The organism is Janthinobacterium saanense, from assembly GCF_014200675.1.
In the GTDB taxonomy this organism is placed as follows: Bacteria; Pseudomonadota; Gammaproteobacteria; order Burkholderiales; family Burkholderiaceae_D; genus Janthinobacterium.
Map to the genome: position 1 here is coordinate 181,749 of NZ_JACHCI010000008.1, position 26,924 is coordinate 208,672.

19 protein-coding genes are annotated in these 26,924 nt (G+C 59.2%); 9 read left to right on the forward strand and 10 right to left on the reverse strand.

What is annotated here, in order from left to right:
• Positions 1-53 precede the first annotated feature (53 nt).
• The 5 genes from HDE72_RS13545 to HDE72_RS13565 form a co-directional block, all read right to left on the reverse strand.
• Entirely contained in the window at positions 54-4,754 is a 4,701-nt protein-coding gene (locus tag HDE72_RS13545) for a glutamate synthase-related protein (RefSeq protein ID WP_183741627.1), read from the reverse strand.
• Positions 4,755-4,937: 183 nt separating this feature from the next.
• Positions 4,938-5,645: a transposase gene (locus HDE72_RS13550; protein ID WP_183741629.1), complete on the reverse strand. Its 708-nt coding sequence runs from the start codon at positions 5,643-5,645 to the stop codon at positions 4,938-4,940.
• A 144-nt stretch (positions 5,646-5,789) separates the two neighbouring features.
• Complete coding sequence (locus HDE72_RS13555) at positions 5,790-6,470, reverse strand: response regulator transcription factor (protein ID WP_183741631.1); 681 nt, start codon at positions 6,468-6,470, stop codon at positions 5,790-5,792.
• Positions 6,471-6,554: 84 nt separating this feature from the next.
• Positions 6,555-7,745 (reverse strand): PAS domain-containing sensor histidine kinase, encoded by a 1,191-nt coding sequence (locus HDE72_RS13560; protein WP_183741633.1) that lies wholly within the window; start codon positions 7,743-7,745, stop codon positions 6,555-6,557.
• A 51-nt stretch (positions 7,746-7,796) separates the two neighbouring features.
• The gene (locus tag HDE72_RS13565; RefSeq protein WP_183741635.1) at positions 7,797-10,898 is read right to left on the reverse strand and encodes a DEAD/DEAH box helicase; all 3,102 of its coding nucleotides are present in this window, start codon (positions 10,896-10,898) and stop codon (positions 7,797-7,799) included.
• Between the two features lie 382 nt (positions 10,899-11,280).
• Between HDE72_RS13565 and HDE72_RS13570 the strand changes: the two genes are divergently transcribed.
• The 4 genes from HDE72_RS13570 (at position 11,281) to HDE72_RS13585 (ending at position 15,137) form a co-directional block, all read left to right on the forward strand.
• Positions 11,281-13,629: a Tex family protein gene (locus HDE72_RS13570; protein WP_183741637.1), complete on the forward strand. Its 2,349-nt coding sequence runs from the start codon at positions 11,281-11,283 to the stop codon at positions 13,627-13,629.
• Positions 13,630-13,633: 4 nt separating this feature from the next.
• Positions 13,634-14,110, forward strand: a complete 477-nt coding sequence (locus tag HDE72_RS13575) for a GNAT family N-acetyltransferase (protein WP_183741639.1) — start codon at positions 13,634-13,636, stop codon at positions 14,108-14,110.
• Between the two features lie 108 nt (positions 14,111-14,218).
• Positions 14,219-14,530 carry a Grx4 family monothiol glutaredoxin gene (gene grxD, locus HDE72_RS13580; protein WP_183682494.1) on the forward strand — a complete coding sequence of 104 codons (312 nt, stop codon included), beginning with the start codon at positions 14,219-14,221 and terminating at the stop codon, positions 14,528-14,530.
• Positions 14,523-15,137: a UbiX family flavin prenyltransferase gene (locus HDE72_RS13585; protein WP_183741641.1), complete on the forward strand. Its 615-nt coding sequence runs from the start codon at positions 14,523-14,525 to the stop codon at positions 15,135-15,137. Before grxD ends, HDE72_RS13585 begins: the two co-directional genes overlap by 8 nt.
• Positions 15,138-15,147: 10 nt before the next feature.
• Here HDE72_RS13585 and HDE72_RS13590 read toward each other — a convergent pair whose 3' ends face one another.
• Both HDE72_RS13590 and HDE72_RS13595 read right to left on the reverse strand, forming a co-directional pair.
• Entirely contained in the window at positions 15,148-15,318 is a 171-nt protein-coding gene (locus tag HDE72_RS13590; RefSeq protein WP_183741643.1) for a hypothetical protein, read from the reverse strand.
• 247 nt (positions 15,319-15,565) lie between these two features.
• Complete coding sequence (locus HDE72_RS13595; protein ID WP_183741645.1) at positions 15,566-15,973, reverse strand: hypothetical protein; 408 nt, start codon at positions 15,971-15,973, stop codon at positions 15,566-15,568.
• 690 nt (positions 15,974-16,663) lie between these two features.
• Here HDE72_RS13595 and HDE72_RS13600 point away from each other — a divergent pair.
• The 5 genes from HDE72_RS13600 (at position 16,664) to HDE72_RS13620 (ending at position 21,545) form a co-directional block, all read left to right on the forward strand.
• On the forward strand, positions 16,664-17,068 hold the full coding sequence (locus tag HDE72_RS13600) for a MerR family transcriptional regulator (RefSeq protein WP_183741714.1): 405 nt from the start codon (positions 16,664-16,666) through the stop codon (positions 17,066-17,068).
• A 137-nt stretch (positions 17,069-17,205) separates the two neighbouring features.
• Positions 17,206-18,390, forward strand: a complete 1,185-nt coding sequence (locus tag HDE72_RS13605) for an isovaleryl-CoA dehydrogenase (RefSeq protein WP_183741647.1) — start codon at positions 17,206-17,208, stop codon at positions 18,388-18,390.
• 25 nt (positions 18,391-18,415) lie between these two features.
• Positions 18,416-19,612, forward strand: a complete 1,197-nt coding sequence (locus HDE72_RS13610; RefSeq protein WP_183741649.1) for an acetyl-CoA C-acyltransferase — start codon at positions 18,416-18,418, stop codon at positions 19,610-19,612.
• An 82-nt stretch (positions 19,613-19,694) separates the two neighbouring features.
• Positions 19,695-20,363: an SDR family oxidoreductase gene (locus tag HDE72_RS13615; RefSeq protein WP_183741651.1), complete on the forward strand. Its 669-nt coding sequence runs from the start codon at positions 19,695-19,697 to the stop codon at positions 20,361-20,363.
• A 54-nt stretch (positions 20,364-20,417) separates the two neighbouring features.
• Positions 20,418-21,545 (forward strand): acyl-CoA dehydrogenase family protein, encoded by a 1,128-nt coding sequence (locus tag HDE72_RS13620; RefSeq protein WP_183741653.1) that lies wholly within the window; start codon positions 20,418-20,420, stop codon positions 21,543-21,545.
• Between the two features lie 476 nt (positions 21,546-22,021).
• Here HDE72_RS13620 and HDE72_RS13625 read toward each other — a convergent pair whose 3' ends face one another.
• The 3 genes from HDE72_RS13625 to HDE72_RS13635 are packed head-to-tail and all read right to left on the reverse strand — an operon-like array spanning position 22,022 to position 26,823.
• Positions 22,022-22,921, reverse strand: a complete 900-nt coding sequence (locus tag HDE72_RS13625; RefSeq protein WP_183741655.1) for a YihY/virulence factor BrkB family protein — start codon at positions 22,919-22,921, stop codon at positions 22,022-22,024.
• A 48-nt stretch (positions 22,922-22,969) separates the two neighbouring features.
• The gene (locus tag HDE72_RS13630; RefSeq protein WP_183741658.1) at positions 22,970-24,046 is read right to left on the reverse strand and encodes a S66 peptidase family protein; all 1,077 of its coding nucleotides are present in this window, start codon (positions 24,044-24,046) and stop codon (positions 22,970-22,972) included.
• A gap of 23 nt (positions 24,047-24,069) precedes the next feature.
• On the reverse strand, positions 24,070-26,823 hold the full coding sequence (locus HDE72_RS13635) for a TonB-dependent receptor (protein ID WP_183741660.1): 2,754 nt from the start codon (positions 26,821-26,823) through the stop codon (positions 24,070-24,072).
• Positions 26,824-26,924 lie beyond the last annotated feature (101 nt).

The window sequence follows — 26,924 nt, forward strand, 5'->3', positions numbered from 1 at the left end:
ATTTGGCTAGCGGGGAGCGGCCTGGCCGCTCCCGGTCATAGTGTTAGGCTGGCTCAGGCAGCGACGGCTTCGACTGCCATGGCGGCGTCGGCCGCCATTTCAATCAGTGCGCGCTTGTATTCGTTCGGGAAGACCTTGACGAATTTGGCGCGTGCCGTGGCCCAGTCATCGAGCAGGAAACGGGCGCGGGTGCTGCCCGTGTGCTTGAAGTGGCGCTCGATCAGGCGTTTCAGTATCACTTCGTCGGCTTCCGGCAAGCCATCGCGGTGCTGGGTATGCCAGGCGTCGCGGTCGACCTGTTGTTCGGAGGCGCTCAGCACCTTGTCCAGGCTGACCATGGCCGTGTTGCACTTGCTGGCAAATTCGCCGGCTGGGTCATACACATAGGCAATGCCGCCCGACATGCCGGCCGCAAAGTTGCGTCCCGTGGCTCCCAGCACTACCACCGTGCCGCCCGTCATGTATTCGCAGCCATGGTCGCCCAGGCCCTCGACCACCGTGGTGGCGCCCGAGTTGCGCACGGCGAAACGTTCACCGGCCACGCCATTGAAGAACGCTTCACCGGCAATCGCGCCGTACAGCACGGTATTGCCGATGATGATGTTGTCCACCGCCCAGCCGCGGAATTCCGTATTCGGCCGTACGATGATGCGCCCGCCCGACAAGCCCTTGCCCACGTAATCGTTGCCCTCGCCCACCAGGTCGATCGTGATGCCGTGCGCCAGGAAGGCGCAGGCAGACTGGCCCGCCGTGCCTTGCAGCTGGATGTGGATGGTGTCGTCCGGCAAGCCGGCATGGCCATAACGCTTCGCCACTTCGCCGGACAGCATGGTGCCCACCGTGCGGTTCAGGTTGCGCACCGGCGAGATGAACGAGACGCGCTCGCCCTTCTCCAGTGCCGCGCGCGCTTGCGCGATCAGCTTGTGGTCCAGCGCTTTTTCCAGCGCATGGTCCTGGTTTTCCACGTGGCGACAGGCTTGGCCATCCTGCGTTTCCGGCTTGTAGAAAATGGCCGAGAAGTCCAGGCCCTGCGCCTTCCAGTGCGAAATCGCCTTTGATTTGTCGAGCAGGTCGACTCGGCCGATCAGCTCGTCATACGTGCGGATCCCCAGCTGCGCCATCAATTGACGGGCTTCTTCAGCGACGAAGAAGAAGTAATTGACGACATATTCAGGCTTGCCCGAAAACTTGGCGCGCAGCACCGGGTCTTGCGTGGCGACACCGACCGGGCAGGTATTCAAATGGCATTTGCGCATCATGATGCAGCCTTCCACCACCAGCGGCGCCGTGGCGAAACCGATTTCATCGGCGCCCAGCAAGGCGGCGATCACCACGTCGCGGCCGGTTTTCATCTGGCCATCGGCTTGCACGCGGATACGGCTGCGCAAGCCGTTCAAGACCAGCGTTTGTTGCGTTTCGGCCAGGCCCAGTTCCCACGGCGTGCCCGCATGTTTCACCGACGACAGAGGCGAGGCACCGGTGCCGCCATCGTGGCCAGCCACCACCACGTGGTCGGCCTTGGCCTTGGTGACGCCGGCCGCGACCGTGCCGATACCCACTTCCGATACCAGCTTGACGGAAATCGAGGCGCGCGGATTGGCGTTTTTCAAGTCATGGATCAGCTGCGCCAGATCTTCGATGGAATAAATATCATGATGGGGCGGTGGCGAAATCAAGCCCACGCCCGGCACGGAAAAGCGCAGGCTGGCAATGTATTCCGACACCTTATGACCAGGCAACTGGCCGCCTTCGCCCGGTTTTGCGCCCTGCGCCATCTTGATCTGGATCTGGTCAGCCGAATTCAGGTAGGCGGCCGTGACGCCGAACCGCCCGGACGCCACCTGCTTGATGCGTGAACGCATGGAATCGCCTTCCTGCAGCGGAATATCGACCACGATCTGCTCGGCGCCCACCACCGAGGCCATGGTGTCGTCCTGGCGTATCGGTATGCCCTTCAATTCCTGCATGTAGCGGTTCGGATCTTCGCCGCCCTCGCCCGTGTTCGACTTGCCGCCGATGCGGTTCATCGCCACGGCCAGGGTTGCGTGCGCTTCAGTGCTGATCGAACCGAGCGACATCGCGCCCGTAGCAAAGCGCTTGACGATTTCCTTGGCCGGTTCCACTTCATCGAGCGGTATCGCCTTGGTCGGATCGAGCTTGAACTCGAACAGGCCGCGCAGGGTCAGATGTCGGCGGCTCTGGTCATTGATGATTTGCGCGTACTCTTTATAGCTGGAGAAATTATTGCTGCGCGTGGAGTGCTGCAACTTGGCAATCGCGTCCGGCGTCCACATATGGTCTTCACCGCGCACGCGGAAGGCGTATTCGCCACCCGCGTCGAGCTTGTCGGCCAGCAACGGATCGTTGCCGAAGGCCAGCTGGTGCAAACGCAGCGCTTCTTCCGCCACTTCAAACACGCCGATGCCTTCCACGTTCGAAGCCGTGCCCTTGAAGTATTTGTCGACCAGCGACTTGTTCAAGCCGATTGCTTCAAAGATTTGCGCGCCGCAATACGACATATAGGTCGAGATGCCCATCTTCGACATCACCTTCATCAAGCCCTTGCCGACCGCCTTGGTGTAGTTATAGATGGCTTTGTCGCCAGACAGATCGCCCGGCAAGCCATGCGCCAGTTCGACCAGGGTTTCCATCGCCAGGTAGGGGTGGACGGCTTCCGCGCCATAGCCTGCCAGCAAGGCGAAGTGATGCGTTTCACGCGCCGAGCCCGTTTCCACCACCAGGCCGGTGGAGGCGCGCAAGCCCTTGCTAACCAGGTGCTGATGCACGGTCGATGTCGCCAGTAGCGCGGGGATCGCCACCTGATCGGCGCAGATAGCGCGATCCGAGACGATCAAAATGTTGTGGCCGGATTTCACGGCATCGACCGCTTCGGCGCACAGCGAGGCCAGGCAGGCTTCCACGCCTTCCTTGCCCCAGGCCAATGGGTAGCAAATATCAAGTTCATACGATTTGAACTTGCCGCCTGTATGCGCGCTGATATTGCGCAAACGCGTCATGTCGTCAAAACCCAGCACCGGCTGCGATACTTCCAGGCGCATCGGCGGATTGACGTTATTTGTATCGAGCAAGTTCGGTTTCGGGCCGATGAACGACACCAGCGACATCACCATCGCTTCGCGGATCGGATCGATAGGCGGATTGGTCACTTGCGCGAACAATTGCTTGAAGTAGTTATACAGCGGCTTGAGCTTGTTCGACATGACGGCCAGCGGCGAGTCATTGCCCATCGAACCGGTGGCTTCTTCACCGGCCACGGCCATTGGCGCCATCAGGAATTTCAAGTCTTCCTGGGTGTAGCCGAACGCTTGCTGGCGGTCCAGCAAGGATGGCTGGGCTTTTTCGCCTTGGGCAGGCTCATGCTTGACCTGGCCATCGAGCAACTTGATCGCGTCGAGCTTGATGCGCACCGAGTTGATCCACGCTTTATAGGGCTTGGCGTTGGCGTAGGTATTCTTCAATTCCTGGTCATCGATGATGCGGCCCGCTTCCAGGTCGATCAGGAACATTTTGCCAGGCTGCAAGCGCCACTTCTGGATGATTTTCGATTCAGGAATCGGCAGCACGCCCGATTCCGAGGCCATCACCACCAGGTCATCGTCGGTAACGATGTAGCGCGCCGGGCGCAAGCCATTGCGGTCCAGGGTGCCGCCGATATGGCGGCCGTCCGTGAACGCCATGGCGGCCGGGCCGTCCCACGGCTCCATCATGGCGGCGTGGTATTCATAGAAGGCGCGGCGGTTGTCATCCATGGTGGTATGGTTTTCCCACGCTTCCGGGATCATCATCATCATTGCCTGGGCGATTGGATAACCTGCCATCAACAGCAATTCCAGCGCATTGTCGAAGCACGCCGTGTCGGACTGGCCTTCATAGATCAGCGGAAACAGCTTTTGCAGGTCGTCGCCCAGCACGGCCGACTTCATCACGCCTTCGCGCGCGCGCATCCAGTTGAAATTGCCTTTCACCGTATTGATCTCGCCATTGTGCGCGATCAAACGGTAAGGGTGGGCCAGCGGCCACTCCGGGAAGGTATTGGTCGAAAAACGCTGGTGCACCAAGGCCAGCGCCGAGATGCAGCGCGCATCCTGCAAATCCTTGTAATACACGCCCACCTGGTCAGCCAGCAGCAAGCCTTTGTAGACGATGGTGCGCGCCGACATCGACGGCACGAAGAATTCCTTGCCATGCAGCAGTTTGAGCGCCTGGATGGCGTGGCCCGACGATTTGCGGATCACATACAGTTTGCGCTCGAGCGCGTCGGTCACCATGATGTCGGGGCCGCGGCCGATGAAAATCTGGCGTATCACCGGTTCCTTGGCGCGCACGGTGGGCGACATCGGCATTTCGGTATCGATAGGCACGTTGCGCCAGCCCAGCACGACCTGGCCTTCGATGCGCACGGCGCGCTCGATTTCCTGTTCGCAGGCGATGCGCGAAGCGTTTTCTTTCGGCAAAAAGACCATGCCCACGCCGTATTCGCCAGGCGGCGGCAATTCCACGCCCTGCTTGGCCATTTCTTCGCGGTAGTACTGGTCAGGAATCTGAATCAAGATGCCGGCGCCATCGCCCATCAGCGCATCGGCGCCCACGGCGCCCCGGTGATCGAGGTTTTTCAGGATCAGCAAACCCTGTTCGACGATGGAATGGGTCTTGTTGCCCTTGATATGGGCGACGAAACCGACGCCGCAGGCATCGTGTTCATTGGCTGGGTCGTACAGGCCTTGCGCTTTCATGGGCTTCTCCGCTGCATATGACTATCGAAAAGCTAGAGTAGTGCAATGCAATAGAAAACTCAACCGAAACAATTAGGGTCGGAGTCGGATTAAATTTATTTTTGCCGCCCATAAAATTAAATGGGGACATAGTAAAAGCAAGGACTTCAAACCTGGAAAACAAGCTGATTTTTTATTTAAATATTATTGATCTGCGATATCGCTGGCGATTTTGCGCGGCCGGCCCCGCTTGGCGGGCAGTACTTGCCGCTTCATCTTGAGTTCCAGCGCCTGCTTGAACGCCTCGGAACCCAGCGGCCAGCCCTTCAGCACAGCCTGCTCAACCGTCTTGACCTGGCTGCTGCCCAGGCCTTGCTCAAACAGACGTAAGTAAGCTGCTTCACGGTCGAAGGGCGTGTTGCCCAGCGCCCAGTACAGCGCGTGATCGGTAATCACGGCATCGGGACGGAAACCCGCGTGGTGGGCATAGCTGGACCAGCTGTAGTCCAGCGGCTGGACAGCCAGCCCCGCTTGCACCGGCACAAATTCCAGGTAGCGGCAACACAAGAGGAAAAAATTATCGCCATCGATGACAGACGTTTTGTAGCGCCCCTGCCACAAGCTGCCTTCACGAGCGTATTTTTGGTTGAAATACGGCACGTAATAGCGCCCCAGCCATTGCATCAACTGCCCCAGCCCCGTGGCATCGCTGGGCGTGGCCAGTAAATGCAGCTGATCGGGCAATAAAACGTAAGCGTGGATGGCCACCTTGAACATTTTTGCGCCGCTTTTCAGCCAGGACAAAAATTGCGCGTAATCGTCGGCATCCTGGAACACAGGCTGGCGATTGGCGCCGCGCTGTATCACGTAATGGGGGAGATTGGGGATGATGAGACGGGGCAAACGGGCCATGGCAGTGTGTGCAAAAAAAGCTAATGCCTTGATTTTACACACAATACCGCAGAGCACATGACTCTGGCCCCAATTTATTTTTCAAGCCAAAAAATCAACCTGACTCTGTCCCTTTTTACCGTTTCATTGCTGCGGGCCAGTCGTTCAAGACAAATTAAAGCTGGCCGACAAGCTATAGCCTTCGCCATACGCGCTGCGCAGTGGCAAATCCTGGCCCAGGCCCGTCTTGGCTTTCTTGCGCAGGCGATACACCAGCATGTCGACGCGGCGGCCGGCATCGGGGTCTTCGCCACCCATGCCTGCCACGATCACGTCGCGTGGCACGGGACGGGTATTGATCGTCAGCAGGTGCAGGAAGTTGAATTCCTTTTCCGTCAGGGCGATCACCGAACCCATCAGCTCAAGTTGGCGAGCGCTCACTTTCAAGGTCCACCTGTTAGGCTCAGGCATGGGGTCTTGCGGACCGACGCGGCGGTCCAGCGCCTCGATGTGGGCGGCAAGTTCAGGGAATTTGATCGGCTTGGTCAGATAATGGTCGGCGCCCAGGCGCAAGCCCAGGATGCGGCTGTCAAACGCCACGCGGCCCGTCAGTACCAGCACACCGATCTGCGGATACAGCTGGCGCATGCGGGGGATGACATTGAAACCGTCTTCATCGGGCAAGCCCAGGTCGAGCACGACCACGTCAACATTTCCATGACTCAAAGCCGTCCACATACCGCCAGCGGAGCTGGTGATATGGACTTCGTGTTCGAGTTCCACCAGAAACTCCGCCATATCTTCTGCGTAGTCCAGGTTGTCTTCGACGATCAATATTTTCGTCATTGCTACGCCATTCTTCCGTTAGTGGACAATCCGTGGGCAAAGCTGCCAAACACTCCTGTATCCATGATGTACGGCCTAATAGGTTTACGTCAAGGAATTATCATGGTTGACTACAGTGGAAGCAAGGCTTTTCCCCGTCTCGACGGGTATCGGCAGCCAAATCCGGAAAACCGCGCCGCCTTCGGGCCGATTCTGCAGCTGTAAACTGCCGCCATGCACCTCGACCACGGCGCGCGCCATGTACAAACCCAGGCCCGCGCCCGCATGGTCGCCCGCATGAATACCGCGGAAGCCTTTTTCAAACACGCGGCCCATCTCGTCGTCCGGCACGCCAGGCCCCTGGTCGCTGACGCACAAGGCCACGCCGCCTTCGGGCGCCAGCCGGGCTGCCAGCACAATCGGGCTGCCGGCGGGACTGAACTTGACAGCGTTGTCCAGCAGGATTTTCAGGCACAAGCTCATGCCCGGCACATCGCAGCGCAAATGCGGCGGCAAGTCTTCATCGAGTTGCAGCTGCACCGGATGGCTGGCTGGCACGGTGGCCGCCGCCTGTTGCAGCAAGGCCAGCGGCGCGATGCCGTTTGCCGTTTTTTCGCGGCCGATGGCAGCCATGCGCTCGGGCGACAGATAATCGTTGATCATGGCCAGCAAACGGTCCACGGCCGTCTGGATTTTCACGTAACGCTTGCGCGTGCCTTCGTCGGCCCCAGCCGCAGCGGCCGTCGCCACCAAACGCTGGATGGCGCCATCGATGGTCGCCAGCGGCGTACGGAATTCGTGCGACAGCATCGATGCAAAACGCTGTTGTTCCTTTTCGCGCTCTGCCTCTTGCGCCTGGACCTGCGTGACGTCACGCGCCACGCCCACCAGCGAGACAGGCTGGCCCGCCGCATCGAGCACGAATGTCGAGCTCACTTCCAGCGCCAGCATCTGGCCATCGCGGTGCGGCAATTCCACTTCACGCAGCAAGCTCAAGCGGCTGGTATCGCCATCGCGCCAGCGCTGCAAGCGGGCGGGTAGATCAGCGGCCAGGCGCGCCGCGTGTTGCTGCAGGGCAGGTAAATCATGACCACTCAGGCGCTGTCCGGCCGGGCTCACATAACGCAGTTCCAGGGTGGCGCAGTCCAGCAGCCAGAGCGCATCGAGGCTGTGTTCCGCCAGCTGGCGAAACTGCGCCTCGCCAGCCCGCGCGCGCAACAGGGCGCGGCGCAATTGCACGAAACGCAGCGCCATCAGGATGACGCCGGCGAACAGCAAAATTAGAAAAAACAGCATGCTTTACACCTGGCAAGATTGAAACGCCAAGTATAGAGCGCTACACGCCGTTTACTCTTCCAGCGGCGCGAAAATTTGCTGCAAGTCTTCCTGCGTCAGGGCCATTTTCTGCGATTCGCCTTCGACCAGGATCGATTGCGCCAATTCCGCTTTCTTTTGCTGCAGCAGCTGGATTTTTTCTTCCAGGGTGCCCTTGGCGATCAGCTTGTAGACAAACACCGGCTTGTCCTGGCCGATACGCCAGGCGCGGTCGGTGGCCTGGTTTTCTGCTGCCGGATTCCACCACGGGTCATAATGGATGACCGTGTCGGCCGCCGTCAGGTTCAAGCCCACGCCACCAGCCTTGAGGCTGATCAAAAAGATCGGCACGGCCCCCTGCTGGAAAGCCGCCACTTGCGCGCTGCGGTCTTTGGTTTCGCCCGTCAGCAAGGCATATGGGATGTCGCGCGATTCCAGTTCTTCCTCGATCAATTCCAGCATGCTGGTAAATTGCGAGAACACCAGAATCTTGCGGCCTTCATCGAGCAAGTCTTCCACCATCTGCATCAGGTCGATCAGCTTGGCCGAACCAGCCGACTGCTTCTTCGCCGGCAAGGATTTCACCAGACGCGGATCGCAGCAGACCTGGCGCAATTTCAGCAACGCTTCCAGGATCACGATCTGGCTGCGCGCCACGCCCTTCTTGTCGATTTCTTCGCGCACTTTCTGGTCCATCGCCAAGCGCACGGTTTCGTACAAGTCGCGCTGCGGCCCCGTCAATTCCACCTTGCGCACCATTTCTGTCTTCGGCGGCAATTCCTTGGCCACATTGTCCTTGGTGCGGCGCAACAGGAAAGGCTTGATGCGGCGGTTCAACAGCATGCGGCGCAGCGGATCGTCCTGGCGCTCGATCGGGTGGCGGAATTGCGTATTGAACGTCTTCTCGTCACCCAGCAAGCCCGGCAGCAGGAAGTGGAATTGCGACCACAATTCACCCAGATGATTTTCCAACGGCGTGCCGGACAGGCACAAACGGTGGCGCGCGCGCAGCAGGCCCGCGCTTTGCGCCGCCTTGCTGCGCGTATTCTTGATGTAATGCGACTCATCCAGAATGACCAGGTGGAAATCGTGTTCGCGCAGGATTTCCTCGTCGCGCGGCAACAAGGCATAGGTGGTCAGCACCAGATCGCAGGAGTCGATCTGGTCAAACTGCTGGGCGCGGTCCTTGCCTTGCAGCAGCAATACCTTCAGAGCAGGGGCAAACTTGGCCGCTTCATCCTGCCAGTTGCCCATCAAACTCGTTGGTGCAATCACCAGCGCCGGATGCGTCAGTCGGCCCGCTTCTTTCTCGACCAATATATGCGCCAGCGTTTGCACGGTCTTGCCGAGACCCATGTCATCGGCCAAAATCCCCGCCAGATCATGGTCGCGCAAGAATTGCATCCACGCCAGGCCATCAGCCTGGTAATCGCGCAAGGTCGCCTGCAAACCTGCAGGTGCCGCCACTTTTTGCACCGCTCCGAACTGGCTCAGCTTGCGGCCCATGGCGCGCAATTGCTCGCCGCCCGTCCAGCGCAGCTCCAGCCCGCGCGCCAGCTCTTCCAGGCGCGCCGCATCCAGGGTCGACATGCGCACGGCATGCTTGATCTTGTCGCTGAAATACAGCTCGCCCAGGGTGTTCAGAATCGGCCGTACGCGGCCCCATGGCAGGGCCACGCGCGTGCCATCGGGCAAGGTGGCCAGCATGTGATCTTCCGCGCCATGCGCTTCGATGGTTTTCGGATTGAAATCATTGGGCGCATTGCGTATCAGTTGCACCAGCACCGGCAGCAGCGGCACGCGCTCGTGGTTGACGACGATGCCCAGCTCCAGCTCGAACCAGGCATTGCCGCTATCCGGGTCCTGGTCATCGATCTCGGCATACCAGTCATCGACCTCGCTCACGTCGTAGCGGTACTTGGCCGTCTTTTCCACGATCCAGCCCTGCGCTTGCAACTGTTCAATACCGACCTCGGCAAAGCGCAGCCATTCCGCCTGGCTGGGCAGCAGCAAAGCGCCCTTCAAGCCGCTCAGCGGGGCCGAACCGGGTTTCTTGAATTGCAGGCCAGCAAGCGTCGCCAGCGCGCGCGCCTCGTCGGCCGTATTGCGGTGGATAATTTCCGTCACATCGCCCACCTGGCGCACCACGCGCTGGGCCGGGTCGAACGAGACGCGCTCGCCATCGTAGTCATAGGACAGCACGGCGAAATCATGCCAGCGCTGCAAGCTGCCATCGGCCAGCATGGCGCTATCGAGCAGCAGCACAGGTTGTGCGGGCACATCCTTGCGCAAGCGCTGCGGCAACGGTTGCGGCAGCGGCATCAAATGTTGCAAGCCTTGCGCCAGCAGCAGTTGCGACACGCGCACCTTGTCATTCGCGTTCAACGGCGGCGCCTGCGCCACCAGCGCCTGCAGGTCGGCCAGCGAAATTTCGGAGCCGCCCTGGTTCAGTTCCAGCACGCCGCACGACAGATTATCGATATACCACGGCGGATCGGTGGGCAGCATGTAATCGATCTGGTCGGCGCCATGGTGTTGCACGCCTTCCGGCGGATCGACTTGCCAGCCCAGGCGCATGGTCTTGCCCTCGTCGCGCCAGAACAGACGCGCCGGACGTATCGGACCTTCCTTCAGCGGATATACCAGGCCATTGCCCACATCGGCCCAGGAATTGGCCCACAACAGCTTGTCTTGCTCAGCCAGCATTTTCAGCAGGGCTGCACCGACCTTGCCCTTGGGTTCAGTAGCGCTGCCCGTCTGCGAATTTTGCCCGCTGCGCATGGCCACGAAGAAACGCACCAGATCTTCATCGGCCGGCGTCAAAAAGGTGGGCGGCGCCGACAGCAGGGAAAAAATTTCGCTGATGGGACTGGCCGCCGCCACGTCGCCATTCGGCCGCAGCCGCGCCTTGTACAGGCACAGCGCCACATGGCGGCCACCGCTGGTGGGCGCCAGCACGTAAATGAGGCGATGCTGATTCAGTTTGGCGTCGGGCTCGACAACATTGAGCACGGCTTTCGGATGCGCGGCTGCCTCCACCCGTTGCAACCATGTGGCGATGGCGTACGGCAAAGGCGCTCCCGGCGCGGCCGGGGCAACTGGGGTTTCACTGGTTTCGTCGCGGGTAAAATCCATGGGGCGCATGAGTATGTAAAGGTCGTATCCAAATCGGCAACAGGCGATATTATCCGCCATACACGCGCTGCTGGCTTGATTCGCACACACTGTTTAGGTAGTTTTCCTGCGCGATGCTTAAAAAATAAGTATTTAATGCCACACTTCCGCCGTGCAAGGACCGAAATTGGCATACAAATGGCGGCATCGGTATGCGCCATGCGCCGTATCCTGCCTGGCCACTGCCATATAAATAATGCATTTAGGAAATAAATCAAGCTATTTGGCAATTTTTTAGGCGGCTGCTGGCCCCGGTGGTAACGCACAGTCCATTTGCACTGTCAAGATTGCGCAATCGCGCCGATTGCGTATCATTCCAGGCTTGATCGCTTTGGAAACAACCATGCTGCCCACTATCGAACAACGCCTTGCCCTTGAACTTGCCGCCAAACCGGTGCAGGTTGCCGCCGCCATCGAACTGCTCGATGAAGGCGCGACCGTGCCTTTTATCGCCCGTTACCGCAAGGAAGCGACCGGCGGCCTCGACGATATCCAGTTGCGCCTGCTCGAAGAGCGCCTGCGCTACCTGCGCGAACTGGAAGAGCGGCGCGCCGCCATCGTGGCCTCGATCACCGAACAGAACAAGATGACGCCCGAGCTCTTAGATGCCGTCATGCACGCCGAAGACAAGACGCGCCTGGAAGATTTGTACTTGCCGTACAAGCAAAAACGCCGCACCAAGGCGCAGATCGCCATTGAAGCAGGCTTGATGCCGCTGGCCGATGGCTTGCTGGAGAACCCGGAACTGACGCCGGAAATGGAAGCGGGCAAGTTCCTGCGCGACGCGTTTACCAGTGCCGAGGGCAACAACCCTGGCGTGGCCGACACCAAAGCCGCCCTGGATGGCGCGCGCCAGATTTTGATGGAGCGTTTCGCCGAAGACGCGACCCTGCTGCAAACCTTGCGCGAGTACGTGCAGGAACACGGCGTGGTCGAATCGAAAGTGGTGGAAGGCAAGCAGGACGAAGGCGAAAAATTCGCCGATTATTTCGACTACTCCGAAACCATTTCCACCGTGCCATCGCACCGCGCCCTGGCGCTGCTGCGCGGCCGCCGCGAAGGCATCCTCGACGTGACCCTGCGCCTCGATACGGAAGCAGAAAAACCGAAGTGGGATGCGCCGCATAATCCGTGCGAAGGCCGCATCGCCGCCCGTTTCGGCATCAAGCAGCAAAGCCGCCCGGCCGACAAATGGCTGGCCGACACGGCCCGCTGGACCTGGCGCGTGAAGAGCTTCATGCATCTGGAAACGGAACTGATGGGCGCGCTGCGCGAACGCTCGGAACTGGACGCCATCAATGTCTTCGCCACCAATTTGAAAGCACTGCTGCTGGCAGCGCCAGCCGGCCAGCGCGCCACCATGGGCCTGGACCCAGGCCTGCGCACGGGCGTGAAAGTGGCCGTGGTCGATGCCACCGGTAAAGTGGTCGACACGGCCGTAATTTACCCGCACCAGCCAAAGAATGACTGGGATGGTTCGCTGCATACCCTGGGCCGCCTGGCCGCCAAGCACAATGTGTCCTTGATTTCCATCGGCAACGGCACCGCTTCGCGCGAAACCGACAAGCTGGCGCAGGATTTGATCAAGCAGCACCCGGAAGCGAAGATGACGAAAATCGTCGTCTCGGAAGCAGGCGCGTCGGTGTATTCGGCGTCCGAGTTCGCCTCGAAAGAATTGCCGGACATGGATGTGTCCTTGCGCGGCGCCGTCTCGATCGCACGCCGCCTGCAAGATCCGCTGGCCGAACTGGTGAAAATCGATCCGAAATCGATCGGCGTGGGCCAGTATCAGCATGACGTCAGTCAAAGCCAGCTGGCGCGCTCGCTCGATGCCGTGGTGGAAGATTGCGTGAACGCCGTGGGCGTGGACGTCAACACGGCCTCGGCGCCGCTGCTGGCGCGCGTGTCGGGCCTGTCGGCCAGCGTGGCGCAAAGCATCGTCACCTACCGCGACATGAAGGGCGCCTTCACTTCGCGCGCGGCCTTGAAAGCCGTGCCGCGCCTGGGCGACAAGACGTTTGAACAGGCGGCTGGCTTCCTGCGCGTAATGGGCGGTGAAAACCCGCTGGACGCCTCGGCCGTCCACCCGGAATCGTACCCGCTGGTGGAAAAGATCCTGGCTGACATCAAGAAGGATATCAAGGCCGTCATCGGTGAAACGGCGCTGCTGAAAACCCTGAGCCCGGCAAAGTATGCTGACGAGAAATTCGGCGTACCGACCATTTCCGACATTTTAAAAGAGCTGGAAAAACCGGGCCGCGATCCGCGTCCGGAATTTACCACCGCCACCTTCAAGGAAGGCGTGGAAGAGATCCGCGACTTGCGTCCCGACATGATCCTGGAAGGCGTGGTCACCAACGTGGCCGCGTTTGGCGCCTTCGTCGATATCGGCGTGCATCAGGATGGCCTGGTGCATATTTCGGCCCTGTCGAGCACCTTCGTGAAAGATCCGCACACGGTAGTCAAAGCGGGCCAGGTGGTGCGCGTCAAAGTGCTGGAAGTCGATGAAAAGCGCAAACGCATCGCGCTGACCATGCGCCTGACCGATAGCGCGCCGCAAGCGGGCAGCAAACCGGAACAGCGTGGCGACCGCAACGACCGCCGCAGCATGGCCCAGCACCAGTCGCAATCGCGCAACGCGCCCGAGCCGGCCGGCAGCATGGCCGCCGCGTTCGCCAAGCTGCGCGGTTAAGTCCATGACCACCGCCCAGGCAATCATCATCACGGCGGTGGACGCCGGCGGCGGCGAGGCGCAGCAGTTGCTGGACGCCTTGTCGGACGCCTTGCTGAGCATCAATGGCGACAGTGGCCGCTCTTCGTTCGACGCAGAAGAGACACGGGGCGGACGCGGTGGTTTCTTTATCGCCAGCAACAGCGATGGCGAACTGCTGGGCTGCGCTGCCTTGCGGCCCTTGGGCGGCGATGGCGGCAGCTCAACAGGCGAACTCAAGCGTATGTATGCGCGCCCCGGCCAGGCTGGCGTAGGCGCGGCCCTGCTGGACCATGTGGAAACCATGGCACGCCAGCATGGCTATGCCCACATTTATCTGGCGACCCGCGTGGCCAATGGCCGGGCGGTGGCGTTTTACCGCAAGCATGGCTACCTTGCCGTGCCCGCGTATGGCAAATACGTGGGCGCAGTGCAATCGATCTGCCTGGGTAAGGTTTTATAACGCGACCAGCGTGGTGCGCTTTCCCCATTTGTGGCCCCGGCCCATACTCATGGCGTCGTTTTCTTATAAAATGACGCCATCTTATTTATTTCCCCATCAGAGGCAGCTATGAGCGACGTACAAACCTGGATCAAAGAAACCGTGACGAACACGCCCGTCGTGCTGTTCATGAAGGGCACGGCCCAATTTCCGCAGTGCGGCTTTTCCGGCCGCGCCATCCAGATCCTGAAAGCATGCGGCGTGGAAAACATCGCTACAGTCAACGTGCTGGACGATCCTGAAGTTCGCCAAGGCATCAAGGATTACTCGAACTGGCCAACCATTCCACAACTGTATGTCAAAGGCGAGTTCATCGGCGGCTCCGACATCATGAATGAAATGTTTGAATCGGGCGAACTGAAATCGCTGTTGAATGCCTGATAGCCAACAGCCGCGCCGTATCGTCATTGCCATCACGGGCGCCACTGGCGCCGTGTATGGCTTGCGGCTGCTGCAATTGCTCGGCGCCATCCCCGGCGTCGAGACACATCTGGTCTTGTCGGACGCGGCTGTATTGACCCTGCATCAGGAAACGGGCATGGCCCGCAAAGAAGTCGAAGCGCTGGCGCACGTGGTGCACAAGCTGCGCGACATCGGCGCGGCGATTGCCAGCGGTTCGTTCCAGTCGGACGGCATGGTGATCGCGCCGTGCTCGATGAAAACCCTGGCGGCCGTGGCCCATGGCTTGTCGGATAATCTGATCACGCGGGCAGCCGACGTGGTGCTCAAGGAGCGTCGCCGCCTGGTGTTGATGGTGCGCGAAACGCCGTTCAATCTGGCGCACTTGCGCAATATGACGATGGTCACCGAAATGGGCGGCATCATCTTCCCGCCGCTACCCAGTTTTTATCACCATCCGCAGAGCATTGCTGAAATGGTCGACCATACTGTAGCGCGTGTCATTGACCTGTTCGGCATCGAACATGGTTTGGCACCGCGCTGGAATGGCCTGAAGGCCAGCGCCAGCGACAGCGGTACTGCTATGTAACGCTAGCGGTTCAACGCTTTTCGAACTGAACCGCGCTTGCCTGCTTCAAATCCCTGGCTTCTTCAACCATCCTGCGGTGGGCTATCCGTTTGCGCATCACTTCCGCATGTTGCGCGGCGGTCATGGGCGGCACGGTCATCAAGTCTTTCAGCTGCGCGGTGTTGCTGTAGTTACTTTTCATAAGACGGCTCAAATGCTCGGCTCCGTGGTGGATGACAACTGGCTGTTTCTGATGTGATTATGAGCTAGTATTCGCCACTGCGCTGACTGTTACAGGATTATCATCAAAAAATTGGGTTGCAGCGCAACATACGAGGTCTTATTGTGCGGCAAAATCATGTCTCCAGTATGACCCGGCGCAAAAAAAGTACAAGGGGTATGCCGCCGGCATGTAGCCGGACGGCAACGGCGTGTGGACGCCAGAATGATTACTTTTGGTAGTTGACGCGTACCAGCATGCGAATAAATTCACGTGCGATTTGCCGATGATGTTCATCCAATCTTTGCAAATCAGCAATCAATTTCACATCGGCCGACTCAAATCGCGACAAGGCGCTGGTCGATTCGCCATTCGGCGTGGCACTTTCAGGGCCGCCGAAACGCAACCATTCCGCAGGCACGCCCAGCCATTGGGCGATCATGCGCAATTTTTCTTGCGTAGGAATTGCTTCACCTACCAACCATTTCCTAGCAGCATGCACGGTAATCGGGCGCCCATCGAAACGGATATTGAATTCCCGTGCCAATCTGGTCGGGCTGTCTGGGGAGTAATGGGCGTTTTTGAGAGCCAACTGAAGTCGTTGGCTAAAGCTTTCGCGTTCGTTAGAAGAATTCATAGGTGCACTATTTCATGTTGTAACATGAAAGTCAGTTTCTTGAATGACCATACGGATTGTTACATTTGAAAATAAAGTAATTAACAATTAACAATCCGACGGGGGTTTCAGATAAAAACCTGAGCCGAATTTTCTATTGTTATCCTGTGTGGCTTCGGGTCAAATTCGCGGCCAGCTTTGATTTTCGCACTGCAACACGATTCAAAGCTTCGGTATGGCGCTACAACGTACGGTATCGGATCATGCGCTCCTACCCCGTTTAGTGCAAGACGCATGTCATACACTTTCCTAATAACAAACTTTCTATAAAAACCATTTTATTTGTATTTTAGAATGCAAGTAAAACGGTGTTTCATTTACGAAATGTTGCTTAGGAACATGTTATCGCGCCATGATTGCCTGGTTTGCAATTCACTCCTATCATAACGAAAATATGCGCAGTTGACACAAAGAAAGTTCCTTTTGGTGTCATATTGGCCACCAACTCTCGATCTGTGCCGTCTTTTCGCGCATAGAATTCATTTATTTGTTGCAACTCTTCGCCAGGAGCAACGAATCACCGCCACGCGGTTTTCCTGCTACAGCACGCTGCAAGCGCGCTACAATGTGGTTGACGTTAACGTCAATGACAGTCAACAACACTTTCACCGCACACCCCGCCCAGCCATGCAAACCACACCGCCCGTACAGATGACGACCTACACCATCACCGAACTGGCCCGAGAATTCGACATCACGGCGCGCGCCATCCGCTTTTATGAAGACCAGGGCTTGCTCAGCCCCAAGCGTGAAGGCGCAGGCGGACGCAACCGTGTCTACACGCCGCGCGACCGTACCCGCCTCAAGCTGACCCTGCGCGGCAAGCGCCTGGGCCTGGCCTTGTCGGAGATCAAAAGCCTGGTCGACATGTATGAAACGCCGAAGGACACGCGCGCGCAGATGGACCGTTTCCTCGGCGTGCTGGCCCAGCACCGGCAAACGCTGGAGCAGCAACGCATCGACATCGAAATGGCGCTGGCAGAAATCAGCTCGCACGAAGAAGCGTGCGCGCAGATGCTGGCCGGCCTGGACAACGGCGCCGTCGCGGCAAAATAAGATCCGCAGCACCTGGCGTCACGATCGGGTGTATATTTGACGCTTACTTGACGTTTACGTTAACGTCATGACTCGGTATCATTAGCTTCTGACACGGCAGCGCTGATTGCCATACTTATAACGAAGACGAGGACGACATGCTCCATCTCCCAGGTTTGACCTTTGATCACGGCGAAGACATCGCCTCGCTGCGTGAGGCGATCCAACATTTTGCCGCCGCCGAAATCGCGCCGCGCGCCGCTGAAATCGACCATACCGACCAATTCCCGATGGATTTGTGGCGCAAGATGGGCGACATGGGTTTACTCGGCATCACCGTCGGCGAAGAATACGGCGGCGCGGGCATGGGTTACCTGGCCCACATCATCGCCATGGAAGAAATTTCGCGCGCCTCGGCCTCGGTCGGCCTGTCTTACGGCGCCCATTCGAACCTGTGCGTGAACCAGATCAAGCGCAATGGCACGGCCGAACAAAAAGCCAAATACCTGCCAAAACTGATCACGGGCGAACACATCGGCGCCCTGGCCATGTCGGAACCGAACGCCGGCTCGGACGTCGTCAGCATGAAGCTGCGCGCCGATTTCAAAGGCGACCGGTGGGTCTTGAACGGCACCAAGATGTGGATCACCAACGGCCCCGATGCGGACGTGCTGGTGGTGTACGCAAAGAATGACCTGGAAGCGGGTCCGCGCGGCATGACGGCTTTCCTGATCGAAAAGAATTTCAAGGGTTTCTCGATCGCACAAAAACTCGACAAGCTGGGCATGCGCGGCTCGCACACGGGCGAACTGGTGTTCCAGGATTGCGAAGTACCGGCCGAAAACGTGCTGGGCGGCCTGGGCAAGGGGGTCAACGTACTGATGTCGGGCCTGGACTTCGAGCGCACCGTCTTGTCTGGCGGACCGCTGGGCATCATGCAGGCTTGCATGGACCTGGTCGTGCCGTATGTGCATGACCGCAAGCAATTTGGCCAGGCCATCGGTGAATTCCAATTGATGCAGGGCAAACTGGCCGATATGTATTCGACCATGATGGCGTGCAAGGCCTATGTCTACGCCGTCGGCCAGGCATGCGACCGCGCCACCACGCCCGAAGCCGTGCGCCAGTTGCGCAAGGATGCGGCCGGCGCGATTCTGTACAGCGCCGAAAAAGCCACCTGGATGGCGGGCGAAGCGATCCAGGCGCTGGGCGGCAATGGCTATATCAACGAGTACCCGGCCGGCCGCCTGTGGCGCGACGCCAAGCTGTATGAAATCGGCGCCGGCACCAGCGAAATCCGCCGCATGCTGATTGGCCGTGAATTGTTTGCTGAAACCAAGTAAGTCACCTAGATAACGGAGATACATCATGCATGATCCAGTAGTCATCGTCGGTGCCGCGCGCACCCCCATGGGCGCCTTCCAGGGCGACTTTTCCAACATCACGGCCAGCGACCTGGGCGCCGTTGCCATCCGCGCCGCCGTCGAGCGCGCTGGCGTGGCGCCGGATGCCGTTGAGCACGTGTATTTCGGCAATTGCCTGATGGCCGGTCAGGGCCAGGCGCCTGCGCGCCAGGCCTTGCGCAAGGCGGGCTTGCCAGATTCCACCGGCGCCGTGACCCTGTCGAAAATGTGTGGCTCGGCCATGCAAACAACCATGTTTGCCCACGATACCTTGCTGGCTGGCAGCGCCGACGTAGTGGTGGCAGGCGGCATGGAATCGATGACCAATGCGCCCTATCTGATTCCAAAAGCGCGCGGCGGTTACCGCATCGGCCACGGCATGATTTACGACCACATGATGATGGATGGCCTGGAAGACGCTTATAGCCGCGATGAAAAAGGCAATGCCCGCTCGATGGGCACGTTTGCCGAAGAATGCGCCAGCCAGTATGCATTTACCCGCGAAGCACAGGATGCGTTCGCCATCGCATCGGTGCAGCGTGCCCAGGCGGCCAGCAAGGATGGCAGTTTTGAATGGGAAATCGCACCCGTCACCGTGCCGGGCCGAGGTGGCGACACCGTGATCAGCCTCGATGAAGGTCCGCAAAAGGCGCGCCTGGAAAAGATCCCGTCGCTCAAACCTGCCTTCAAGAAAGACGGCACCATCACGGCCGCCTCGTCGTCGTCGATCAACGACGGCGCGGCCGCGCTGGTGCTGATGCGTGAATCGACAGCCAAAAAACTCGGCTGCACCGTGATCGCCAAAATCCATGGCCACGCCACGCATGCGCAAGCGCCCAACGAATTCACCACCGCCCCCATCGGCGCAGTGAAAAAGCTGTACGCCAAGACAGGCTGGAGCAGCAGCAATGTGGACTTGTTCGAAATCAATGAAGCGTTTGCCGCCGTGCCGATGGCGGCCATGCATGATCTCGACATTCCTCACAGCAAGATCAACATCCATGGCGGCGCCTGCGCCCTGGGCCACCCGATCGGCGCTTCGGGCGCGCGCATCATCGTCACCCTGCTGGGCGCACTGAAAAAAACCGGCGGCAAGCGCGGCGTGGCGGCCCTGTGCATAGGCGGCGGTGAAGCCACTGCAATGGCGATCGAACTGGTATAAGCTCCTTGTTTGACGACAGGCGCACCGTCGGCACTTGGCTGCAGATGGCGCGCCTTTTTTATTTCATTCCAGGGAGAAACACATGCCTACAGCATTGATCATCGGCGCCTCACGCGGCATCGGCCACGAAATCGTCCGCCAGTACCGCCACGACGGCTGGCGCGTGATCGCCACCGCCCGCAAACCGGACGATTGCGAAACGCTCAAACAGCTGGGCGCCGAAGCGCATCTGCTGGACGTGACGGACGTCGAAGGCTGCGCCGGCATAGGCTGGAAACTCGACGATGAAAAGCTGGACGTGGCCATCCTCAACGCGGGCGTCTTCGGCCCCCGCCACGATGGTTTTCCCTCGCAACAAGATTTCGACACGGTGATGCACACCAATGTGCTGGCCGCCATGCGTTTATTACCCATCCTGGCGCCGCTGGTCGCCCATGCGCAAGGCAAGCTGGCCGTGCTGTCATCGCACATGGGTTCGCTTTCCGAACGCAATAGTCCACGCGGTTCGCTCTACCGCGCCAGCAAGGCGGCCTTGAATTCCGTGCTGATCGACACAGCCCTGTTGCATGGCCCGCAAGGCGTCAGCTGCGTGGCTTTCCATCCGGGCTGGGTACGCACGGAGATGGGTGGCGACGGCGCCGATATTTCGCCTGAAGAAAGTGCTGCCGGCATCCGCGCCACCCTGGCCAGCCTTGCGCCTACGCAAGAGGCCGTGTTCCGCAATTACGATGGCAAGCCTATCGGCTGGTAAGCATAGAAACAGCTGAGCCGGCGCAAAATATAAAAAAGAAAGAGACAAGCACCGATGATACTGAATGAAGAACAAGCGATGGTCCAGGATGCCTTGCGCAACTTTTCGCGCGAGCGCCTGGCGCCCAACGCCGCTCGCTGGGACAAGGAACATCATTTCCCCAAAGAAGAACTGAAAGAGCTGGCCGCGCTGGGCGCCTTCGGCGTGGCCGTGCCGGAAGCGCTGGGCGGCGCCGGGCTCGATTACGTGTCGCTGGCCCTGGTGCTGGAAGAAATCGCCGCCGGCGATGGCGGCACGTCGACCATCATTTCCGTCAACAATTGCCCCGTGTGCAGCATCGCCATGATGTACGCTAATGATGCGCAGAAAGAACAATGGCTGCGCCCGCTGGCACAAGGCAGCATGCTGGGGGCATTTTGCCTGACGGAACCGCATACAGGCAGCGACGCCTCGGCCCTGCGCACCACGGCCACACGCGAGGGCAATGATTACGTCATCAATGGCACGAAACAATTCATTACCAGCGGCAAATATGCGGACGTCGCCATCGTCATGGCCGTGACCGACAAGGCAGCTGGCAAGCGTGGCATCAGCGCGTTCTGGGTGCCAACCAATACGCCGGGCTATATCGTCGCAGGACTGGAACAGAAAATGGGCCAGCATTCGTCGGACACGGCGCAAATCCTGTTTGAAAATTGCCGCATTCCAGCAGAAAACCTGATCGGTGAAGAAGGGCAAGGCTACAAGATCGCCTTGTCTGGCCTGGAAGGCGGACGCATCGGCATCGCCTCGCAAGCAGTCGGCATGGCGCGCGCCGCGTACGAAGCGGCCCTGTCCTATGCGCGCGAGCGCGAAAGTTTCGGCAAACCCATCTATGAACACCAGGCCGTGCAATTCCGCCTGGCCGACATGGCCACGCAAATCGAAGCAGCGCGGCAATTGATACGCCACGCAGCATCGATGAAAGACGCCGGCTTGCCCTGCCTGAAAGAAGCAGCGATGGCGAAACTGTTTGCGTCTGAAATGGCCGAAAAAGTCTGCTCCGACGCGATCCAGGTGCACGGCGGCTATGGCTACGTGTCTGATTTCCCCGTCGAGCGCATCTACCGCGACGTGCGCGTGTGCCAGATTTATGAAGGCACCAGCGATATCCAGAAGATATTGATCGCCAGAGCATTGTAATCAAGAGGAAAAAGGGAAGGCAGTAAAGTCTCAGCGCCTTGAGCAACCGTAGCGAGCAAGCCCGTTATCGGATTGAGTAACGCAGCCGTACATTCGGTACGGCGAGTAACGCCGATTCGAGAGCGGGCTGCGCAGTAGGTTGCTCAAGCGCGCCATCCAGACGAAAAAAAAGCCCGCGGTCGCGGGCTTTGTTCCAATGTATTACCAATGCTTTAATCGAGTCATGGACGCCAGTGCTATCTGCAAAGTGCCTCCTGATTTTCGGACTCCCATGCTATCTGCATAGTGACTCCAAGGTGTAGCGACCATCGTATCCGGAATTACAAAAAATCCATGATTCACACTGTCACGCCATCGACATTACACCTGTGTCGGTCGCCGTGTGAGGGCTGGATAGTGAGACTATTTGCAAGCAAATCTCAATCACTGCAAGAATTATAGCACAGCCTTTTGTGCGATGCAACAACTATTTAAAATCAAGTATTTAGCACACCTGAAGGCTTGGCCCTGTCACCGCGGGCCACTCTTTCGTATTCCGATATCACTTGTGCGCCCAGCAACAGCAAGGTGGCGCCGATTTCCAGGCTGAACATCACGACGATGGCCGTCGTCATCGAACCGTACACCACATTGACCTGCGATAAAGTCGAGAAATACCAGACCAGCACGTGGCGCGCGATTTCCCATAGAAGGGCCGCCGTCACGCCGCCGATCAGCGCATGCGAGATCGACAGCCGGCCCACCGGCATCACCAGGTAGATCGAGCTGAGCACGAGGATTTCGCCGACCAGCCCCAGCAGATACAGCAGCACGCCGGACACCCTCCCCAGGCCCCAGTCGTGGCGCAAAAAGTGCACGCTTTCCTCACCCATCACTTGCAAGCCGCCCGCCACCAGGGTGATCAGCAAGATGCCCAGGCCCAGGCAGAGGATGTAGCAGTAGGGCAAGATAGCGGAAATCAGGAAACGCCGGCGGCGTATGGCCACCCTGTGCACGAAAATCACGCTCATGGCGTTTTCCAGCACGGTAAACGCCAGCGAACTGAAAAACAGCATGGTCAGCAGCAGCAGCCAGCCGATCACGCCCCGGTTATCGAGAAAATGCGCGACCTCGGCCACGATGGCCTTCGATTGCCCCGGCACCAGCCATTCCAGGTAATGGCCTATGGTTTGCAGCAATTCATCTTGCGCGATCACATGCGACAAGGCGACCACCACCAGCATCAGCAGGGGCACGATCGATAGCAGCGAGTAATACGCCACGGCGCCGGCCAGCAGCAAGCCCTGGTTGGCACGGAAGGCTTTCAGCACCTGCAGCGTGAACGCCAGCGGATGGCTGAGGATGTAAGCACTGGCGCGGCGGTTAAAAATGTCCATGTGCCAAGCATACCGGCAATACGTTTGCCACGCCGCGCGCACTGTCGGCTAAGTGACGGCCGCTTCCAGCAAGGTCAAGGTTTGCCGCTCCGCATCGAGAGTCGCCAGTATCTGCATAGGCAAGGTGAATTGATGGCGGATATGGCCGAAGGAATAGCCGGCCACGGCAGGCACGGATAAAGGCAGCAAATGCTGGTCGACGGTGGCGTTCAGGGTCAGGGAGGTATCGCCTTCATCGGCCTCGCAATGCTCGAAAATGCCGAGCATCAAGGCCGCAGCAGACCGAAAACCGGTTGAGAGGTCCAGTTGGCACAACATCCTGTCGATGCGATAGGGCGCTTCGTTGACGTCTTCCAGGAACAAGATATGCTCGCGGAAATCGGCCGCATACGGCGTGCCGGCCAGCGCACTGACCATGGCCAGGTTGCCGCCGATCAAACGGCCTGTCGCTTGCCCGCCATGCACGGTGCGGATGGCGAAATTGGCTTCCGTTTCACCGCGTAATTGATTTTCCGCCGACATCGTGATGGTGTAGCGCGGCTGCGGCGTCATCAGCACGTTTTGCAGCTGGATCACCGTGTAATCGGAAAAGGTCGAGGAAGCCACCGGACCGTGGAACGTCACCAGGCCCGTCTGGCTGGCGATGGCCAGGTGCAGCGCAGTAATGTCGGAATAGCCGATCAATATCTTCGGGTTGCTGCGTATCAAGGCATAGTCGATCAGCGCCAGCAGCGAGATGCAGCCCGAGCCGCCGCGTATGGCCCACACAGCCTTGACTTGCGGATCGCGAAAAGCAGCGTGCAGATCATCCAGCCGCTGCTGCACCGTGCCCGCATAATTGCCGTGCACGGCGCGGATGTTCGCGCCCAAGGTGGCCCGCAAACCCAGCGATTCGATATTCTGTACCGCCTTGGCGATTGCTTCGTCATCGGTAAAGCCAGCCGGGGCGATGATGGCGACCAGGTCGCCCTGGCGCAGCCGCGCCGGCTTGATCAGGGGCAGAGATGTCAGCATGCGTTTTGACTGCGCCGCCGCCAGTGCCGGTATCCCAGCCGTACCAGCCATACTTAAGGCAGCCAGCAAGCCGCCGAAGCGGCGTCGGCCAAAATGGGTGGGACTGGACATGCGGCCCTTTCTGGCAATTGCCTTTACAGGAACTTGTACTTTACCTGGAACGACAGCGCACGCCCGCGCGGATCAGCTACCCGTGGGTCCCAGCCCGCACCGACCACATCATCGACGTTGTGGGCCGTAAATGGTGGATCACGGTCAAACAGGTTCTGTATGCCCACAGTAATGGTGGTGTTCTTGAAGCCCGTGTAGGTGCCCGACAAGCTGTAGGTGGTGTAGCTGGACACATCGGGATTGAAGCCCACCGGATAAGGCAGCGCGCCGCCGTTCGGCACCTGATCCTTGTAACCGGAGCTATACCTTTGCGCCAGCAAGCCACTCCAGTCGCCACGCGACAGGCTGAACGAGGCATTGTGTTTCCAGCGCAAATACAGGTCGCGCGTGTAGAAGTTGCCCACATACTCCTTGTATTCCTGGCCAGCGATTTCCGCGAACTTGAAGCTTTGCGTCCACGTGCCATCGAGCGCGGCATTCCATTTGAAACCGTTGACCTTGCCTTCGCCACGCAAGCTCAGGTCGGCGCCGCGCGTGCGCGAACCGGCGGCATTGATCCAGCCACCCTGCACATAGTTGATCGTGTCATCGGGATTGCGGATGATGTATTGCGGCAGCAAGGCGGCGTTCTGCAACACGATGGTGGCCGAGCGGTTCAGGATGCGATCCTTGGAATTGATGGCCCAGTAATCGAGCGAAGCCGAATAACCCTTGAATGGCTCGATCACCATGCCTAAGCTGCCTTGCTTCGAGGTTTCCGGTTTCAAGTTAGGATTGCCGCCCGAGAAATAGTTCAGGCGCGATGGTGCGCAGAACGCCGGGTCGCCCGGATGGCGGCCGCAACCAACCGTATCGATCACGCCGCTGGACAATTCCTGGTACAACTGCCCCGAATACAGCTGAGTGAAGCTGGGCGCGAGGAAACCCTTGTTGGCCGAACCACGGAACAGCAACCATGAAGCTGGCTGGTAACGGAACGAAACCTTGGGGTTCGTGGTCGCGCCCACCAGGCTGTAATCATCGCGGCGCAGCGCCAGCTGCATTTCCAGATCCTTGACGATAGGCACCAGCAATTCCGCATACACGGCCTTGACGTTGCGGCTGGCCTTGTCCAGCGCCGCATTGCCCGGCGACAGATACACGGTAGTCGCATCGATATCCTGGCCAAAGGAATAACTCTCGCGGCGCAGATCAAAACCCACGGCAGCGGACAAGGGGCCGGCCGGCAATTGCATTACTTCGCCTGAGAGCGAACCGTCGATACCCGTCAGGGTCGTCTTGCCATGCTGAAAGTCGCCACGGAACTTGGTCGATTCGATCAAGGCCTTGGCGGCGTCGGTCTGGCTCTGGCCAGCACCCACCCACGGATTGATGATGCCGCTGGCCAAGGCCGGGAACAGCGCAGCCGTGTAAGCATAACCGTCCGTCAGCTTGGTATTGGTCTTGCTTTCCGCATGCGACACGCCAGCCTTGTAATCCCAGCGGCCCACCGTGCCTTCGAAGCCGACCAGCAGCCGCAGATTGTCGGTGGTGTTTTCCTGGGTGCGGTTACCAAAATCGCTGGCCCGCCATTTATAGGAAATCGGCTTGGTCTTGTCGAAAGTCGAAATGTAGGGAGACAGGTCTTGGTAATACGCGCCACCCACCGGATACAGGCCGCCATTGGCGGCCGTGGCCTGGATCTGCATCGGCGTCAACTCCGCCGTGGCCTTGGTGCGCGAACCGAGCAACTCGACAAACATCGTATGATCGGCGGCCAGCTTGAAGGTGCCACGGCTGAGCAAGTTGACGCGCTCGACCGGGAAGGAAATCACATAATCGCCGCCATAATCGTAGGCGCAGGAATAGGTGCTGCGTAGCGGCGAGGTCACTTTCGACCATAGTGCGGTCTGGTATTGCGACATGCCGGCCACCGTATCGCACTTGCCCTGGAAACTCAGCGGGTTCGCTTGCAGATACTGGTTCGTGCTTCCCGGCACCGTAAACGAGGTACCGAGCGCCGTACCGGCGCCGGTCAGCTGGTTGGCATAGGGTGTACCGGTCGTGTCAGGCGACAAGCCACGGCCGGGCTGGAAGCCATTGGCAAATTTGCGCTGGTTCGAGCTGAGCTTGTCGTCATTGTCCGCCGTCAAGCTGACCATGATGTTGTAGCGGTCTTCTTCCAGGTTGCCATGGCCGGCCAGCAAGGAGGCGCGGCGGTTCATGCCGCCGCCCGCTTGCGTGGAATTGGTCGTGCCCGATACTTCAAGGCCGTTGTAATTGGTTTTCAGGATGAAGTTGATCACGCCGCCGATGGCGTCCGTGCCGTAGATGGCCGAGGCGCCATCCTTGAGAATTTCAACGCGGGCAATCGCGCCCATCGGGATCGAGTTCAGGTCGACCGCCTTGCCGCTGGCGCCGTGGGTAGCGATGCGCCGGCCATTGAGCAAGACCAGGGTGCTGTTCGGGCCCAAGCCGCGCAAGGAGGCAAACGAGGCGCCGCCACTGACGCGGTCGGCGTCGGCGCCAAACACGTTATTGCCCGAAGTCATGTTATCGGCGCCCGTGCCATTTGAAGAGATGATGGACAGCAATTGCTCGGCACTGGTAATGCCTTGTTTTTCGATTTGGTCGTAGCTGATGATTTGCACCGGCAAGGCGCCTTCATTGGCCACGCGCTTGATGCTACTGCCCGTCACTTCCACCCGCTGCAACGATTGCGGCGCGGCTTCCTGTGCCAATGCCGGGCTCACCACCCCTATCAATGCCATCAACTGCGCCAGTTTTTTCAATTTCACGGGTCTCTCCTTCGTTTGGGCAAGCGAAACTTGAATTTCTCAAGTCAGGTCGTTTTTTCATGTCGTAGCGTCTGTCTCACGGCACTTTCGCCGTCATTTTG

Bases quoted from the DNA above. Each gene is read 5' to 3' on its own strand.
- grxD (WP_183682494.1), top strand. From the start codon at position 14,219: ATGAGCGACGTACAAACCTGGATCAAAGAAACCGTGACGAACACGCCC.
- HDE72_RS13570 (WP_183741637.1), top strand. From the start codon at position 11,281: ATGCTGCCCACTATCGAACAACGCCTTGCCCTTGAACTTGCCGCCAAA.
- HDE72_RS13575 (WP_183741639.1), top strand. From the start codon at position 13,634: ATGACCACCGCCCAGGCAATCATCATCACGGCGGTGGACGCCGGCGGC.
- HDE72_RS13555 (WP_183741631.1), bottom strand. From the start codon at position 6,470: ATGACGAAAATATTGATCGTCGAAGACAACCTGGACTACGCAGAAGAT.
- HDE72_RS13585 (WP_183741641.1), top strand. From the start codon at position 14,523: ATGCCTGATAGCCAACAGCCGCGCCGTATCGTCATTGCCATCACGGGC.
- HDE72_RS13550 (WP_183741629.1), bottom strand. From the start codon at position 5,645: ATGGCCCGTTTGCCCCGTCTCATCATCCCCAATCTCCCCCATTACGTG.
- HDE72_RS13545 (WP_183741627.1), bottom strand. From the start codon at position 4,754: ATGAAAGCGCAAGGCCTGTACGACCCAGCCAATGAACACGATGCCTGC.
- HDE72_RS13595 (WP_183741645.1), bottom strand. From the start codon at position 15,973: ATGAATTCTTCTAACGAACGCGAAAGCTTTAGCCAACGACTTCAGTTG.
- HDE72_RS13630 (WP_183741658.1), bottom strand. From the start codon at position 24,046: ATGTCCAGTCCCACCCATTTTGGCCGACGCCGCTTCGGCGGCTTGCTG.
- HDE72_RS13625 (WP_183741655.1), bottom strand. From the start codon at position 22,921: ATGGACATTTTTAACCGCCGCGCCAGTGCTTACATCCTCAGCCATCCG.
- HDE72_RS13610 (WP_183741649.1), top strand. From the start codon at position 18,416: ATGCATGATCCAGTAGTCATCGTCGGTGCCGCGCGCACCCCCATGGGC.
- HDE72_RS13565 (WP_183741635.1), bottom strand. From the start codon at position 10,898: ATGGATTTTACCCGCGACGAAACCAGTGAAACCCCAGTTGCCCCGGCC.
- HDE72_RS13605 (WP_183741647.1), top strand. From the start codon at position 17,206: ATGCTCCATCTCCCAGGTTTGACCTTTGATCACGGCGAAGACATCGCC.
- HDE72_RS13615 (WP_183741651.1), top strand. From the start codon at position 19,695: ATGCCTACAGCATTGATCATCGGCGCCTCACGCGGCATCGGCCACGAA.
- HDE72_RS13560 (WP_183741633.1), bottom strand. From the start codon at position 7,745: ATGCTGTTTTTTCTAATTTTGCTGTTCGCCGGCGTCATCCTGATGGCG.
- HDE72_RS13600 (WP_183741714.1), top strand. From the start codon at position 16,664: ATGACGACCTACACCATCACCGAACTGGCCCGAGAATTCGACATCACG.
- HDE72_RS13620 (WP_183741653.1), top strand. From the start codon at position 20,418: ATGATACTGAATGAAGAACAAGCGATGGTCCAGGATGCCTTGCGCAAC.
- HDE72_RS13590 (WP_183741643.1), bottom strand. From the start codon at position 15,318: ATGAAAAGTAACTACAGCAACACCGCGCAGCTGAAAGACTTGATGACC.